The 16,004-nt window shown below is 75.6% G+C and carries 9 protein-coding genes; 5 read left to right on the top strand and 4 right to left on the bottom strand.

Annotation, left to right across the window (positions count from 1 at the left end):
- Window positions 1-28: 28 nt before the first annotated feature.
- Window positions 29-1,153, bottom strand: a complete 1,125-nt coding sequence (locus AC067J_RS27475) for a glycosyltransferase (RefSeq protein ID WP_478303550.1) — start codon at window positions 1,151-1,153, stop codon at window positions 29-31.
- Between the two features lie 91 nt (window positions 1,154-1,244).
- Between AC067J_RS27475 and AC067J_RS27480 the strand changes: the two genes are divergently transcribed.
- Entirely contained in the window at window positions 1,245-2,315 is a 1,071-nt protein-coding gene (locus AC067J_RS27480; RefSeq protein WP_478303552.1) for a thioesterase domain-containing protein, read from the top strand.
- Window positions 2,316-2,358: 43 nt separating this feature from the next.
- Here AC067J_RS27480 and AC067J_RS27485 read toward each other — a convergent pair whose 3' ends face one another.
- Window positions 2,359-3,189, bottom strand: a complete 831-nt coding sequence (locus tag AC067J_RS27485; protein ID WP_478303554.1) for a thioesterase II family protein — start codon at window positions 3,187-3,189, stop codon at window positions 2,359-2,361.
- A 207-nt stretch (window positions 3,190-3,396) separates the two neighbouring features.
- On the opposite strand from AC067J_RS27485, the gene AC067J_RS27490 reads away from it, so the two are divergent.
- Genes AC067J_RS27490 through pepN form a run of 4 tightly spaced genes read left to right on the top strand, consistent with a single transcriptional unit; the run spans window position 3,397 to window position 8,579 of the window.
- On the top strand, window positions 3,397-4,383 hold the full coding sequence (locus AC067J_RS27490) for an ABC transporter ATP-binding protein (RefSeq protein WP_478303555.1): 987 nt from the start codon (window positions 3,397-3,399) through the stop codon (window positions 4,381-4,383).
- Window positions 4,380-5,147, top strand: coding sequence for an ABC transporter permease (locus AC067J_RS27495; RefSeq protein ID WP_478303557.1), 768 nt, complete (start codon window positions 4,380-4,382; stop codon window positions 5,145-5,147). Before AC067J_RS27490 ends, AC067J_RS27495 begins: the two co-directional genes overlap by 4 nt.
- Window positions 5,144-5,950 (top strand): ABC transporter permease, encoded by an 807-nt coding sequence (locus AC067J_RS27500; protein ID WP_478303559.1) that lies wholly within the window; start codon window positions 5,144-5,146, stop codon window positions 5,948-5,950. Before AC067J_RS27495 ends, AC067J_RS27500 begins: the two co-directional genes overlap by 4 nt.
- 34 nt (window positions 5,951-5,984) lie before the next feature.
- Window positions 5,985-8,579, top strand: coding sequence for an aminopeptidase N (pepN, locus tag AC067J_RS27505; protein ID WP_478303561.1), 2,595 nt, complete (start codon window positions 5,985-5,987; stop codon window positions 8,577-8,579).
- Between the two features lie 121 nt (window positions 8,580-8,700).
- Here the strand turns inward: pepN and AC067J_RS27510 are convergent, their stop codons facing one another.
- Together AC067J_RS27510 and AC067J_RS27515 are read right to left on the bottom strand one after the other, a co-directional pair.
- Window positions 8,701-9,912 carry a helicase domain-containing protein gene (locus tag AC067J_RS27510; RefSeq protein WP_478303563.1) on the bottom strand — a complete coding sequence of 404 codons (1,212 nt, stop codon included), beginning with the start codon at window positions 9,910-9,912 and terminating at the stop codon, window positions 8,701-8,703.
- A gap of 371 nt (window positions 9,913-10,283) precedes the next feature.
- Window positions 10,284-15,854, bottom strand: a complete 5,571-nt coding sequence (locus AC067J_RS27515) for an SDR family NAD(P)-dependent oxidoreductase (RefSeq protein WP_478303565.1) — start codon at window positions 15,852-15,854, stop codon at window positions 10,284-10,286.
- Between the last annotated feature and the right edge of the window lie 150 nt (window positions 15,855-16,004).

The following is a 16,004-nucleotide window of genomic DNA, read 5'->3' on the forward strand; positions in this document are numbered from 1 at the left end:
ACCCGCTCGATCCGCCGGGCCCGCCGCGCTACCCGAGGCGCTCCTCCAGGGCCGCCACGCAGGCGGACAGGTCGGGCAGCGCGTGCAGCTCCCGCATGAAGCTCCGGGCGGCCGTCCGGAGCGAGGTGTCCGCCAGCGCCGCGAGCACGCTCTCCCGCAGGGAGCCGGGCGAGCACTCCGGCCAGTCGAGGACGGCGCCGACGCCGGCGGCCCGGACCCGCTCGGCGTTGAAGAACTGGTCGCTGTGGAAGGGGGTCAGGTGGAGCGGCACACCCCGGGAGAGGGCGTTGGTCACGGTGCCGAAGCCGCCGTGGGTGACGACCAGGTCCGCGCGGTCCAGGTGGCGCTCCAGCGCCACGAAGCCCAGGACCTCGGACTCGGGGAACGCCGCGGCGAGCTCCGGCCGGTCCGCGTCGGGCACCGCCGCGACGACCCGGACGGGCGCCCCCCGCAGCCCCCGGAGGATCCGCCGGAGGAAGTCGCGGTGCGGCACCCCGGCGGTGGTCCCGAGGGTGACGAGCACGACGGGTGCGCCGCCCCCGCCCCGGACCGCCGGGGGCGCCGGCGCGGGGAGCGCGGGGAGCGCGGGGCGGAAGAACCGGATGTTCGGGACGAGTTCGGCCTGCGGACCGTAGAAGCGGGGGAGGGCGAACGAGACGCCCATCGTCGGGACCTGCCGCGCCCCCTCGGGGTCGGCGGGCAGCCCGGCCTCCGCGCGGAGCCCCTCGGCCAGCGCCGCCTCGTCGGAGACGTACGGGCGGAGCGCCGACAGGGAGTCGGTGAGCAGGGTGACGTGCGGGATGCCGTTCAGCTCGGCCGCGAGGTGCCCCCCGCGCTCGGAGCAGTCCCGGACCACGAGGTCCGGGCGGTAGGACCGGATGACGTCCAGCGAGTCGGCGAGGCTCTCCCGGGCCATGGCGAGGTTGTGCTCGCGCCACCAGGCCGCGCGTTCGGGCCCGCGCGGCAGCGGATTGGTCGGGAAGCGGTCCGGCCGCTTGGCGAACACGGGCACGGACGGGTCGAACAGGGCGGCCGGGAGGCGGTCGCTCACGGCGGCCGCCACCTCGTGCCCGGCCTCCCCGAACGCCCGGGCCAGCGGCCGCATCGGCCGCGCGTGCCCGACCCCCGGGGACGCGATGAACAGGACCCTCATGATTTCCTCTCCGCCGGCCGCCGGAAGGCGCGGCCGGCTTGCGTGTACGTGCCGTCGTCGGACCACTGATCGTCGAAACAGGTGAAGGACCATGCCGCAGCCACCCCGGGATGCCACCGAGATAGAACTGAGCCGGATCTGGCAGGCGGTCCTGCGTCAGCCGGTCGCGGACATCGACCTGAACTTCTTCCTCGACCTGGGAGGGACCTCCCGGGCCGGGGTGCAGGTCGTCGTCGAGGTCCGGCGGCGGTTCGGGACGGACCTCCGCCTGGCGGAACTCCTCTCCGCGCCCACCGTCCGGATGCTGGCCGACCGGCTGGCCGGCGCGGGCGCGGGGAAGCACACCAGCCCGGTGGTGCTGCTCCGGAAGGGCGAGGAGGGGCCCCCGCTGTACCTCTTCCACGCGCTGCCGGGCACGCTCGTGAAGTACTTCGAGCTCGTCCGGGCCCTGGGGCCGCGGCACACGCTCCTCGGCCTGCAGTCGCTGGGCATCGAGCAGGACACCTCGCCGCTGGACTCCGTGGAGGAGATGGCGGACGCCTACGTCTCCCACATGCTCGACGAGCACCCCGGGGGTCCGTGGCGGCTGCTCGGCTACTCCATGGGCGGCTACCTCGCGGTCGAGGCGGCGCGCCGCCTGCGGGAGCGGGGGGAGGAGGTCGACCTGGTCGGCGTGCTGGACTCCCGGCTGCCGGCCTCCGCGGGGGCCACCGCCGACCCCGACGTCATGCGGACCCTGACGATCCAGGGGCTCGCGCGGACGATGCTGAACGTGGAGATCCCCCAGGAGGACCTGCGGGGGCGGCCGTACCGGCAGCAGATCGACGTCGTGGTCGAACGGGGCCACGCCGGCGGGGCGTTCACCGACGGCCACCACGTCGCCCGGTTCCTGCGGTTCCTGGACGTGCGGATCCGCAACCACCTCGCGCTCCTGCGCTACGAGCCCGCGGAGCGCTACCCCGGGCCGCTGACGCTGATCCGCGCCTCGGACGTGCCCGCCTACGAGGACGACGGCCGCAACGGCTGGAGCGGGGCGGCGGAGGCCGTCGAGGTGTTCGACACCCCGGGCGACCACCTCACGATGGTGGAGGCCCCGGCCGTCCACCGGCTGGCGGAGATCGTCGAGGAGCGGCTGCGCGGGGGAGGCGGTCCGCCGGCCTGACCGGGCCCGCCGCCGGCGGCCGGCCCGGTCGGTCGCCGCGGCGTCACGACCCGTCCGGCCCGCCCAGCGCCCGGCCGACCGCGAGCAGTTCCCGGGCGAACTCCGCCTTGCGGTCGGCCATCAGGAAGTGCCCGCCGGTCAGCTGACGCAGCGTGAAGCCGCCCCGGGTGTGCGCGGCCCAGCCCCGCGCCTCCTCCAGGGGCACGACGTCGTCGGCCTCGCCGCGGATCGTGACGATCGGGGCGTCCAGCGGCTGCGACGGGTAGGAGTGGATCTCGGTCGCCCGGATGTCGGCGCGGATCCGCGGCTCGGCGAGCTGCCAGACCTCGTCCAGCAGGGCCGCCTGCCACGCCTCGTCCTCGTCCCCGTCCTCGTCGCCGCCCGCCTCCTCGGCGGGGAACCCGCCGGTCTCGGCGGTGTCGTAGTAGTCGCGCAGCACCTTGGACGCCGCCTGCCACAGGAAGGGCCGCTCGGCGTCGTACCGGCGGACGAGCCCGCCCGCCGCGGTCTCCGGCAGCGGGGTGCCGTTGAGCACCAGGGCCCGCACGTTCCCGGCCCGGCGCTCCCGCAGGCGGTGCGCGAGGTCGTAGGCCATGAGGCCGCCGGTGCAGATGCCGAGGAGGACCAGTCCGGTGTCCGGCCGCTGCGCGATCTCCTCGGCCAGCAGGCCGGTGATCTCGCCGAGGTCCTCCGCCGGGGCCCGGTCCCAGAGGTCCTGGCGCCCGGGGAGCCGCACCGGCAGCAGGTTCAACTCCGGTGACACCAGCGGGATCCAGTCGTGGAAGTACTCCGTTCCCGATCCCGCCGGGGGGAACGCGACGACGGTCGGACGCCCGGCGACCGGCTCGCCGGCGTCGAGGAGGAGCTGGGGCATGGAAGGACCTCGCACGGGGAGGGCGGATGTGTCGACGCTCGCGGCCCCGGGCTCCCCCTCGGGGGCTGCTTCCGCGGGCCGGTTCCCAGTTTGTACGAGAGCCCGGGGCGATCCGGTACCGGCCCGGTGTCCCCCGTTCCGGGGGCGTGCCCGCCCTGACCGGCCCGCCTAGGGTGAGGCAGTCGATCCCCGCGGAAGGGAGATTTCGTGGCTGAGGCCAACAACACCGGTACCCGGACACCCGCGGTCGACGTTCGAGACCTGCGGCGCGTCTACCAGGAGGTCGGGCGGCGCCGTCGGCGGTCGGAACCGAGGGTCGCCCTGGACGGCGTGAGCCTGACCGTCGAGGCCGGCGAGATCCACGGCCTGCTCGGCCCCAACGGCGCGGGGAAGACCACGCTCGTCAAGATCCTCAGCACCGTCCTGCTGCCGACCTCGGGCTCCGCCCGCGTCTTCGGGCACGACGTCGTGCAGGAGGCCGGGAAGATCCGGCCGCTGATCAGCGTCACCCTCGAACGCGGCCTGCACCACTGGTTGACGGCGCGTCAGACGCTGCGGTTCTGGGCCGCGATGTACCAGCTGCCCAAGGAGGAGATCGAGGACCGCTGCACGGCCGTGCTCGACCGCTTCGGGCTGCTGGGCCGCGCCGACTCGCGCGTCCACACCTACTCGCGCGGCATGCAGCAGCGCCTCCACCTGGCCAGGGCGCTGCTCCCGGAGCCCCGGCTGGTGTTCCTGGACGAGCCGACCCTCGGCATCGACCCGGTCGGCCGGCGGGACTTCCGCGCCATGCTCACGGAACTACGGACCGACGGGATCACGGTGCTGATCGCCACCCACGACCTGGTGGAGGCCGAGACGGTCTGCGACCGGGTCACCCTCATCGACTCCGGCCGCATCCTGGCGACCGAGTCGCCCGCGACGCTGGCCTCCTGGGTCGGCGGCCGCACCCGGGTGGACGTCGAGGACGCCCCGGACGCGACGCTGGCGCGGATCCGCGCCCTGCCCGGGGTCACCGCGGTGGAGTCCACCGCGACCGGTGCCCGGGTCGAGGTGGAGGCGGAGGAGGCGCTGCGCGCCGTCCTCATGGTGCTGGTGGACGACGGCTGCAGCCGCTTCGGCATCGCCGAGACCGCACTCGACGACGTCTACCTGGCCATGATCGACGGCCAGCGCGCCACCGCGGCCTCGTGAGCGCGTTCCGCGCCGGGCTGCGCTACCAGTGGATGCTGTTCCGGGCCCGGCCCAGCGAGGTCGTCGGGATCCTGGTGGCGATCCCGTTCATCACGGCCGTACTGCTCTCCGTCGTGCACTTCGCGCAGCGCGCGGACCTGGCCGGCGCCGCGCTCCTCGCACCCGCGCTGGCGAGCCTCTGGTCGGTGATCCTCTCCGTCGGCGGCCAGTGCGTCGTCGAGGACCGCGGCCAGGGCCGGCTGGAGCTGATCCTCACCTCGCCCACCTCGCTCCTCGGCTACCTGTGGGGGCGGGTGTCGGCCAGCGTGGTGATCGGGCTGGCCGCCTTCGGCGAGGCCTGGCTGGTCGGCGTGGGCGTGTTCGGGGCCCGTCCGGTCGTGCTGCACCCCTGGTGGTTCGCCGCCTGCCTGCTCGCGACCGCCGCCGCCACCGTGCCGATGACGGCACTGCTGGCCGGGGTGTTCGCGCTGGGCCGCAGCGGCGGCGCCGCCGCGAACTTCCTCAGCTACCCGCTCTACGTCCTGGCCGGCATCTTCACCCCGGCCGCGCTGCTCCCGGACTGGCTGCACCCGCTCTCCCGCGCGTTCTACCTGTCCTGGGGCGCGGACCTGGCGCGGTCCTGCCTGAACGACCCGACGCTGCACCAGCCGGGCCTGCGGCTGGCCGTGATCGCCGGGCTCGGCCTGGCCACCGCCGTGCTGGGCGTCTTCCTGCTGCGGCGGATCGTCGACAACCTGCGGACCACGGGGATGGTGTCACTGTGACCGCCGTGCCGATCGCCGGCGTCGTGGGTGCGGCCCGGGCCGCGGCGACCGCCGGGTACCACGAGTTCCGGGCGATGATCGACCTGCGGACCTGGCTCGGCGGCTACGTCGTGCGCCTGGCCTTCCAGGTCGTCTTCTTCACCATGGTGGGCCGCTTCGTCGGCGGCCAGGAGCTGGTGCACTTCCTGCTCGTCGGGAACATCCTGGCGATCACCGCGATGCAGGGCGTCGCCAACGCGCAGACCGTCCTGAACGAGCGCGTCGGCGGAACGCTGATGCTGCTGACGGCCTCGCCCACCGACGGCCTGGCCGCCGTCCTGGCCCGCAACGCGATCCGCATCGTGCTCAGCCTGGTCAGCTCGGTCCTCGTGCTGGTCACCCTGATGCTCGCCTTCCGGATGTCGGTCCCGCTGTCGGGCGCGCTGCTGCTGCCGCCGATCCTGCTGGTGGTGGCGGTCAGCTGCTACTGCTACGGCTGCTTCATGGCCGCCCTGGTCTACCGGTTCGAGTGGCTGCAGAGCGCGGCGAGCAACGTCTCCTACCTCGCGGTGACCGTGCTGGCCGGGGTGAACGTCCCGGCGGACTACTGGCCCCGGCCGGTGCAACTGGTGTCCGACCTGCTGCCCGTGACGCACGGTCTGCGCGCGGTCCGCGCGCTGACCGGCCAGGTCCCGACGGCGCTGCCGGCCGTCCAGGTCCTGCTGGAACTCCTGGTCGGAGTGGGCTGGCTGGTCGCGGCGGTGTTCCTCCTGCGTCGCTGGATCGAGGCGGACCGCGCGGCCGGCCGCATCGACCTGAGGTGACGGACGCGGTTCCTTCGGAGTGGAGAACGACGACGTGCCCAGCACTGTGCTGACCCGGGCCGAGGCGGCGGAGCGGGCCCGGCTGCTCCGGGTCGACGACTACCGGATCGAGATCGACCTGACCGGGGCCGCCACGGCCGAGACGTTCGGGACGACCACCAGCGTCCGGTTCGGCTGCGCCGAGCCGGGGGCGACGAGCTTCGTCGACCTGGTGGCGGACGAGGTCCTGGAGATCACGCTCAACGGCCGACCGGTCGATCCGGCGCTCGCCCGGTCCGGCGCCCGGATCCGGCTGGACGCCCTGGAGGCCGAGAACGAGCTGCGCGTCGTCGCGCGCGGCCGGTACTCGCAGGACTGCGCCGGCCTGCACCGGTTCACGGACCCGGTCGACGGACAGGTCTACGTCTACTCCCAGTTCGAGGTGGACGAGGCCCGGCGGGTCTTCGCGGTCTTCGACCAGCCGGACCTCAAGGCGGTGTTCTCCTTCACCGTGCTGACGCCCCCTGGCTGGGGGGTCGTCGGCACCGCGCCGAGCCCGGAACCGGAGGCGGTGCCCGGCGGCGGGGAACGGCACGTCATGGCCCCCACGCCACGCCTCGCGAGCTACGTCACGGCCGTCATCGCCGGGCCGTACGCCGGGGTGTCGACGGTCCACCGCACCGGGGACCGGGCGATCCCGCTGGGCGTCCACTGCCGGGCCTCGCAGCTGCCGCTGCTCGACGCCGACGCCCTGCTGCCGATGATCGCCCGCGGCCTGGACTACTTCGAGGACCGGTTCGGCCACCCCTACCCGTTCGCCAAGTTCGACCTGGTGTTCGTCCCCGAGTTCTCGGCGGGGGCCATGGAGAACGCGGCGGCGGTGACCATCCGGGACCAGTACCTCTTCCGGTCGCGGGTGACCGGCAACGCCTTCGCCGCGCGCGAGGCCACGGTGCTGCACGAGCTGGCGCACATGTGGTTCGGCGACCTGGTCACCCTGCGGTGGTGGGACGACCTGTGGCTCAACGAGTCCTTCGCCACCTACGCCGCGCTGCTGTGCCAGTCGGAGACGTCGCCGGAGCACCGCGAGGACGTCTGGACCGCCTTCGCCGTCGCCTGGAAGAACGTCGCCTACCTGCGGGACCAGTCGTCCGCCACCCATCCCGTCACCGCCGACGTCGCGGACCTCGACGAGGTCCAGGGCAGCTTCGACGGCATCACCTACATCAAGGGCGCCTCGGTGCTCCGGCAGCTGGCGGCGACGCTCGGGACCGACGTGTTCTTCCGGGGCCTGTCCGCCTACCTGCACCGGCACGCCTGGTCCAACGCGACGGCGGACGACCTGGTCGCCGCGCTGGAGGAGGCCTCCGGCCGGGCCCTGGGGCCCTGGACCGACACCTGGCTCCGGACGTCCGGGGTCAACACCCTGCGCCCGGACGTGACGGTCGACGGGACGGGGCGGATCACCGCCTTCGCCGTCCTCCAGGAGGCGCCCGAGCCCGAGGCCGGGGCCAGCGGAGCGGCCGTGCTGCGGCCGCACCGGATCGCGGTCGGCTGCTACGAGCCGGACGGCGCGGGCCGCCTGGTCCGCACGGAGCGGCACGAGGTCGACGTCGACGGGGCCCGGACCGAGGTCCCCGCGCTGCACGGGCGCGTGCGCCCCGCGGTGTTCCTCCTCAACGACGACGACGTCTCCTACACCCGCACGCGGTTCGACCCCGCGTCCTTCGCCGTCCTGACCCGGCACGCGGGCGACCTCGCCGATCCGATGGCGGGCGCCGCGGCGTGGTCGGTCGCCTGGGACATGACCCGGGAGGGCGAACTGGCGGCCTGCGCCTTCGTCGCCATGGTGACCGCCGGGACCGGCCGGGACCTGGACATCGCCACGCTCCAGACGCTGCACGGGCAGGCCCGGGAGGCCCTGGACGGCTACGCCGACCCGGAGCTCGCCGGGCCCGCCCGGGACCGCTGGGCCGACCACTGCCGGGCCCGGCTGGCCGCGGCGCCGGCCGGGAGCGGCAGCCGGCTCGCCTGGCTGCAGGCCCTGGTCGGCGCGGCGTGGAGCGGGCCGCACCGCGCACTGCTGACCGCCCTCCTCGACGGCACCGCCGCCGTCGACGGCGTCCGCCTCGACGTGGACCTCCGCTGGCAGGTCCTGCGCCGCCTGGCCGCCTCCGGTGCGGTGGACGGCGCGCGGATCGACGCCGAGCTCGAACGCGACGGCTCGGCGGCCGGGATCCGGCAGGCCGCGGCCTGCCGTGCGGCGCTGCCGGAGCCGGCCGCGAAGGCCGCCGCCTGGGAGGCGGTCCTGGACCCGTCGACCGGCGGCGGGCTGCGCCGCTCGCTGATCTCCGGGTTCGTCCAGCCCGGGCAGCACGACCTGCTCGCACCGTACGTGCCGCGCTACTTCGAGGCCGTCGAGCGGCTGTGGGCCGGCGGCGGCCGGGAGGTCGCCCACCAGGTGGTCGGCGGGCTCTACCCGGTGTACGCGGCCGACGAGAGGACGCTGGCCGCGAGCGACGAGTGGCTGGGCCGGACCGGTGCCGGTCCGGCGCTGCGCCGCCAGGTCCTGGAGGGCCGGGCCACCGTCGTCCGGCTGCTGCGGACCCGGGCCGCGGACCGGGCCGCCGCGGCGGAACGGCAGCACTGACGGGCCGTCCCACGGCGCCGCCCGCCCGGGCAGCCCCGGTTCTCCGGGCCGTTTCGGTCGTCCGGGCCGCCTCGGCCGTCGGGGACGGCCCGTCGGTGCTGCTGGCGCGGGCGGCGGACGGTCAGCGCGACGATCCGCCGGAGGCCTCCGCGATGCTGTCCAGCACCGCCTGCCAGGAACCGCGCGCGGCCGGGCCGCCCGGGTCGCCGAGCTCCCCCACGACGGTCATCGACGGGCTGGGGCAGCGGCGGAGCAGCATCCGCCACGCCATCGTGGACAGCTCCTGCGCCTCGTCGACGATCAGGTGGCGGATCACCCGGCCGGGGCCGTCGGCGGTCCCGGCCTCCGCCGTCCGCGGGGCGCGGTCGTGGCGCTTCACCGTCGGCGGGCCCAGGAGTTCGGCGGCCTCGTCGAGCAGCGGGATGTCGCCGGGCGTCCAGTAGGGCGCCCGCGACCCGCCGGGGAGCGGAGGCCGCAGCAGCGACCGGCGTTCGGCCTCGCTGAGCACCGCGCCGGCCTCCGCCAGCCGGTCGCGCGAGGTCAGCAGCCTGGTGACCAGGGTCTCCGGGGTCAGCGTCGGCCAGACCTCCTCGATCCGGGCGGCCAGTTCGGGTTCGGCCAGCAGACGGGCGGCCAGTGCGCCGACCTCCCAGCGCTCCGCGTGGGAACCGACGCGGTCGGCGATCCTGCACGCCAATTCCTCGGTGATGGCGGACGCGAAGATTTCCCGGGCCCGGTTGTGCTGTCCTCCGCCGTGGCGGGCGGCGGCGGCCATGGCCCGCGCGCACAGGTCCCGGTCCAGTCGGAGCTCCATCTGGAACAGTGAATCCCGCGCCAAATACACCGTCAGATCCCGTCCGGGCAGGCGGCGGGTGGCCCGGACGGCCGCCGCGAGCACCTGGGCCATCCGGACGTCGCCCTTGACCGCCGACGCGGCGGCGGATTCGGTCGCCGTCCGGGAAATGCCGGGATAGAGATCGCCGATGCTCAAAAGCCCGACGCCGGCCCCGCCGAGTGCGGGGAGGACCTGGCGGATGCGGCGCAGGAAGGCCGGTGCCGGGCCGACGACGAGGACGTCGCCGTCCGAGGGCTGCCCGGGGGCGTGGGCCGGCGAGGGCGCGCAGTGCAGCGCCACGGCGGTCCGGGCGCTCCCGGGGCCGCCCCGGACCAGGAGGACGCCGCGCGGGTCGGCGTGGACGGCCCGGTCCCGCCCGGCCCGGACCATGGCGACGGCGGGGCCGTGCAGCATGGAGAGGTACGCGGTCCGGAGCCGCAGTTCCCTGGCCCTCCGGAGATCGTCCCGCCGGGGATTCCCTTGACCTGGACTCGTCATGCCGGCATCGGGGAATCCCTCATCGGAAGTCGGCGACAACATGACTCCAAAGAATAGTGCCAGCACAATGCGGCGCAAGAGTGGGTGCTGTCGTGGCAGGTTTCCGCTGTCCCGAATTCGCGCGACGGTCCGGTGCGTCCGGCCGTCAATTGTCGTCTAAAAGTCGGTATCGGACGGATTTCCGTGGCGCCGGCGGCGGCCCGATGCTGCCCGAAGATGCAGCCGGAAGGCACCCGGCGTAGGGCGGTTCCGCGCGGTACGGGCAAATCGCCGGGATTTCCGTCCGAAATGCGTGCGTCGCGGCCGGCGCCCGGCGCGAACGCCACGGGGCCGGTGGCGGACCCGATCCGCCACCGGCCCCGTGCGGGCTGTCAGCCCTCGATCGTCCCGGCCAGCAGGCGGATCGTCGGGAACTCGAACATGGCCCCGGCGCCGAGCCCGGCGCCGAACCGGCGGTTGATCAGGTCGACCAGGGCGACCGCGGCCAGGGAGTTGCCGCCGACGTCGAAGAAGTCCTCGTCCAGGCCGATGCCGGGGACGCCGAGCGCGTCCGTCCACAGCTCGCCGAGGATCTCGATCACCGAGCCGCCCGCCGCCGGGTCGCCGGCCGTCGGAACGGGGGCGGCGGCGGGGGCGGGAACGGCGGCGGATGCGGCCACGGGGGCCGCCACCGGCACCGGTGCGGCCGCCACGGGCGCGGGCGCCGGCGGTGCCGCGGGAGCGGTACGCGCGGGCGCCGCTCCTGCGGACGGCCCGTCGAGCCACGGGACGCCGTCGACCTCCAGCCGGGCGCCCGGTGCGTCGACCGAGACGACCGGGGGCAGCCCGCCCGCCAGCAGGGCGAGGAGCACCTGGGAGCCGGTGCGCGGGTCGAGCAGGCCGGGAGCGGGCTCGACGGCCTCCTGCGCGGCCGCGGCCGGTGCCGGCGCCGCGGGGCGGGTGGCCGCCGGCCGGGGCTCCCCGGTGCCGAAGGTGCCGGCGCCGACCTCCCGGAGCGTGAAACCGGACAGCCGGACCAGCAGCTCGCCGGTGTCGGTGTCGTGGAGGTCGAAGTCGGTCGGCCGCGGCCGCCGCTCCTGGTCCGTCGCCAGCCGGGCGTGCACGGTGACCCGGGGCGTCAGCGGCCGCAGGAACGTCACCTTCCGGTACAGGAAGGGGGCGTAGGAGCTGCCGCGCTCGATGTCGGTCAGCACCCCGGACGCCGCGTCGACGATCGCCGGGTGCAGCGGGTGGTCGGCCAGCTCGCCGTGGAACTCCTCGCGGAGCTCGAACTCGGCGATCCGCCGGAGGCCGTCGCCGTGCGAGCGGCTGACCTCCGGCCAGCGGGTGCCGAAGTCGATCCAGCCCGCCAGGCCGTCGTACTCCAGCGGCGGCAGCTCGGCCCAGATCCCGGCCAGGTCGGTCCCGGGCACGGCCTCCGCGGCGGCGATGGTGCCGGCGGCGTGCTCGGTCCACGGGCCGGACGCGCCGTCGGCGCGGCCCTGGACCCGGAAGCGGAGCGAGCCGGCGATGTCCTCGACGAGGATCCGGAGCTCCGTCGCACCGACCACCGGCGCGAGGAAGACCACGTCGCGCAGCTCGACCGGACCGTCCGCGCCCAGCTTCTGCTGCCCGGCGAGCACGGCCAGTTCCAGCATGGCGGTGCCCGGAAGGACCGGGTTGCCCTCGAAGACGTGCTCGTCGAGCTCCCAGGACCGCCCCGGGGCGTACCGGCGGGTCAGCACGGTGCGCGGGTCCGGCCGGTCGGCCGCGGCCGGCCGGGCGGCGCCGCGCGGTTCGGCGGTCACCCGGGCGCCGGTCAGCGCGGCGAGCCCGACGTTCGAACGGGTGGCCATCCCGACCTCGTCCCAGCCCGGCCACTGCACGGCCAGGGTGACGCGCTCGGCCTGGACCCGGTTCCTGGCGTGGGCGTCCAGGAAGGCGTTCGCGGCGGCGTAGTCGGCGCTGCCGTACAGCCCGGCGAGGGCCGCCTGGCTGGAGAACAGGATCAGGAAGTCGAGCTCGGGGCGCTTCGCGAAGACCTCCTCCAGCCGGAGGACCCCGAGCGTCTTCGGGGCGAGCACGGCGCGCACGTCGGCCGCCTCCCGCCGCTCGGACAGTCCGCCGCCGGGCACCCCGGCCGAGTGGAAGACCCCGTGGATCCGGCCGAACCGCGCCTCCAGCCGGTCGACCGCGGCGGCCAGCGAGGCCGGATCGGTGACGTCCGCCGTGAGCAGCTCGACCTCGGCCCCGGCGGCCGCGAAGGCCGCCAGCTCCTCGGCGAGCCGCCGCCCGTCGTCGGTCGCCGGATCGGGGACGGTGCGGCCGAGCAGGCCCAGCCGGGGCTGGAGGCCGGCGTCGACCAGGGCGCGCGCGGTCACCAGGCCGATGCCGCGCAGACCGCCGGTGATCAGGTGGACCCCGTGCCGGCGCAGCTGGGGCCGGGCGTCCGGCGCCGGGTGCGGGAGGGTGCGCAGCCCCGGCAGCCAGCGCGTCGCGCCGCGCAGCGCGACCAGGGGCGCGGAGAGGGTGCCGAGCTCCCGGGCCAGGACGTCCTCGGGAGTGCCGTCCGAGACGTCCACGCAGACCGTGGTGAGCCCGGGCAGCTCCCGCTGGACGCTGCGCAGCAGCGCCTGGGCGCCGGCGGCGGCCGGGTTCAGCGGCTCCGAGCCGGTGACGTCCGCCTGGTGCCGGCCCAGGACCACCAGGGTCGGGGCGGCGCGGTGCTTGCGCTGCCACCCGGCGCAGGCCTGCACGGCGGCGAAGAGGCTGTGCACGGCGGCGTCGAGGTCGTGCTCCAGCCGGTCGGCCACGGCGCCGGGCTCGGCGTCCAGGAGCAGGGCGTGGGCGATCACGTCGGGGCGGGTGCCGGCCCGGTCGAGGTCGTCCAGCAGGCGCCGCCAGGCGGTCGCGTCGTTCGGGTCGAACTCGCCCGGGACGGCGGTGACGGTCCGGTACCCGGCGCGGCCGAAGACCGCGTGGGCCCGGGCCCGGTTGCGCTCCGAGGTCACGACGAGCGCGGTGCCGAGCCGGAGGCCGACGTACGTCCCCGGGCTGCGGCCGTCCCGGTCGCGCACCCACTCCAGGGCGCCGAGGGACCAGGACGGAGCGCCGGCGGCCGGCTGCCGCGGTTCGGCCGCGGGCTGCTGCGCGGCGTCCTGCGGCGCGCCTTCCCGGCGGGCGGCGTCCGGGAGGGCGGCGGCTGCCGGGGCGGACGCCGGCGGCGCCGTCGCCGCGGTGGCGGTGGCCTTCCCGGCGATCGCGGTCCCGGCGCCCTGCGCCGCCGCGGGGCGTCGCGGGAGCCAGTAGTCCTTGCGCTGGTACGGGTAGCCGGGGGCGGCGGTCCGGCGGTACCCGTGGCCCGCCGGGTCGCGCCAGCCGGGCGCCGCCCCGCCGTCCACCCACACCTCGGCGAACAGCTCGTCCAGCAGGTGCCCCGGGTCCGCGCCGGGCCGGGTGACGGGCAGGGAACGCGAGTTGGTCGCCCGCACGTCCGCCCGGCCGCGCAGCAGCGCCGCCAGCGTCCGCCCCGGGCCGACCTCGACCAGCGTGGTCGGCCCGGCGGCGAGCACCGTGCCGGCGGCGCGGTCGAAGAGCACCGGTTCGACCAGCTGGCGGGCCCAGAAGTGGGGCGAGCGCGCCTGCTCGGCGCTCACCGGCTCGCCGGTGAGCCCGGAGACGATGGGCAGCCCGGGCTCGTGCAGCTCGATCCCGGCGAGGTGCTCCTCGAACTCCGCCGCCGCCCCGGCCATCGCCGCGGAGTGGAAGCCGTGCGAGGTCTCCAGCGGCCGGGTGGCGATCCGGCGCCCGGCCAGTGCGGCCTCGGCCCCGGCCACCGCCTCGGCCGGTCCGGACAGGACGGTCTGCCGGGGCCCGTTGACGGCGGCGACGCACAGCCCGTCCGTCAGCAGGTCCGTCAGGTCCGCGGCGGCGGTGGCGACGACGAGCATCCGGCCGCGCGGCATCCGGGCCATCGCCCGGGCCCGGGCCGCGACCGCGCGGAGCCCGGACTCGAAGTCGAGGACGCCGGCGACCCCGGCGGCGGCCAGCTCGCCCAGGCTGTGGCCGACCAGCACCGACGGTTCGAGGCCCCAGCTCATCAGGCAGTGCGCGAGCGCGTATTCGAGGGTGTAGAGCAGCGGCTGCGCGACCTCGGTCTCGCCGAGCTCCGCCGGGCCGCCGTGCAGCCACAGCTGCCTCAGATCGGTGCCGAGCAGGGGCTCCAGGACGTCGAAGGAGGCGTCGCAGCCCGCCCGGAAGACCCGTTCCTCGCGGTAGAGGTCCGCCAGCGCCCGCGGCTGCTGCGCGCCCTGTCCGGGGAACCCGAAGGCGGTCGCCCGGCGGACGCCGTCGAACCGCACGAGCCGGTCGGGGTCGCGCAGGGCGCGCGCGGCGTCCGCGGCGCCGCTCGCCACCACCGCGCCGCGCACCTTGCGGGGGGTGCGGCCGACGCGCAGGGTGTGGGCGGTGTCGGCGAAGCGCCGCCGGGCGGGTTCCGCGGCCGGTCCGGTCCCGTCCCCGAAGCCGTCGAAGTGGGCGGCGAGCCGCTCGCGCAGCGCCTCGGCCGCGGTCTCGTCGGCGGCCGACCAGACGACCAGCTCGCGCTCCGGGAGGGCCTGCTCCGACGCCTCGGCGGTCGGGGCGTCCGGCGCGGGGGCCTCCTCCAGCACGGCGTGCGCGTTGGTGCCGCCGACGCCGAAGGAGCTGACCGAGGCACGCCTGGCCTGCCCCGCGGGCACCGCCCAGGGCCTGGTCTCGGTGGCCACGGCGAAGGGCGAGGAGGCCCAGTCCACGGCCGGGTTGGGCGTGGTGAAGTTGATGCTGGCCGGGATGGTCCGGTGGTGCAGGGCCAGGGTCGCCTTGATCAGCCCGGCGATCCCGGCGGCCTGGCCGAGGTGGCCGATGTTGGACTTCACCGAGCCGATCGCGCACGAGCCGGGCGTCAGGTCGCCGCCGGCCACCGCCTGGAACGCGTCGACGAGCCCGGCCAGCTCGATCGGGTCGCCGACCGGGGTCGCCGTCCCGTGCGCCTCGACCAGGGTGATCGTCCGCGGGTCCACGTCGGCGGCGCGCAGCGCGGCCTGGATGCACTCGCTCTGTCCGGCCACGCTCGGCGCCGAGAAGCCGGCCTTGCGGTCGCCGTCGTTGTTCACCGCGGTGCCGCGGATGACGGCGTAGACGGTGTCGCCGTCGGCGAGCGCGGCGGCCAGCGGCTTGAGCACCACGGCGCCGGTCCCGTTGCCGAAGTTGGTGCCGGTGGCGTCCGCGTCGAACGGCCGGGGGATCCCGTCGTCGGCGCCGATGCTGCCGGGCAGGTACTCGTAGCCGCGGTTGAACGGGAACTCCAGGTCCACGCCGCCGGCGACCGCGATGGTGCTGTCGCCGTTGGCCAGGGAGGCGCAGGCCAGGTGGACGGCGACCAGCGAGGAGGAGCACGCGGTCAGCACCGTCATCGCCGGGCCGCGCAGCCCGAGCTTGTACGAGACGAAGTTGGACAGGTAGTCCGGCGCGTTGGCGATGTCCACGGCGAGCAGGCCGACCGTGCGGATCAGGTCCGGGTGCTGTTCGACGTAGTCGTACCGGTACCGGTTGACGTTCGATCCGGCGTAGACGCCGACGGCGCCCTCGTAGCGGGAGGGGTCGTACCCGGCGTGCTCCAGTGCGGCGTGCACGGTTTCGAGCATCAGCCGGTACTGCGGGTCGCGGATCTCGGCCTCGCGCGGCGTCATCCCGAAACAGGCCGTGTCGAACGCCGCGGCGTCCTCCAGCAGCGGCCGGCGGCGGACGTACGAGGGGTCGGTCAGGTTGGCGGGGTCCTCGCCCCACTCCAGCAGCTCGTCGTCGCCGATGGTGGTCAGGCTCTGTTCGCCGCCGACGATGTTCCGCCAGAAACGGTCGATGCCGTCGGCGCCGGGGAACCGCCCGGCCATACCGATGATCGCAACGGGTTCGCTGTTGGCCATAAGCCCGCTCTCCTTGGTCAGGGACGGGCCTTCCGGGCACCTGCCCAGGCCCGGGTCTTCTCGCCAACCATGGTGTGCCGGGGGAGGGTTGCGGACACGTCCCTCAAACCTGCGACAGGTCCCCGACCAGGAGTGCTGACTATCTTCCCG

The sequence above is a fragment of the Kitasatospora sp. NPDC042419 genome, from assembly GCF_056437345.1.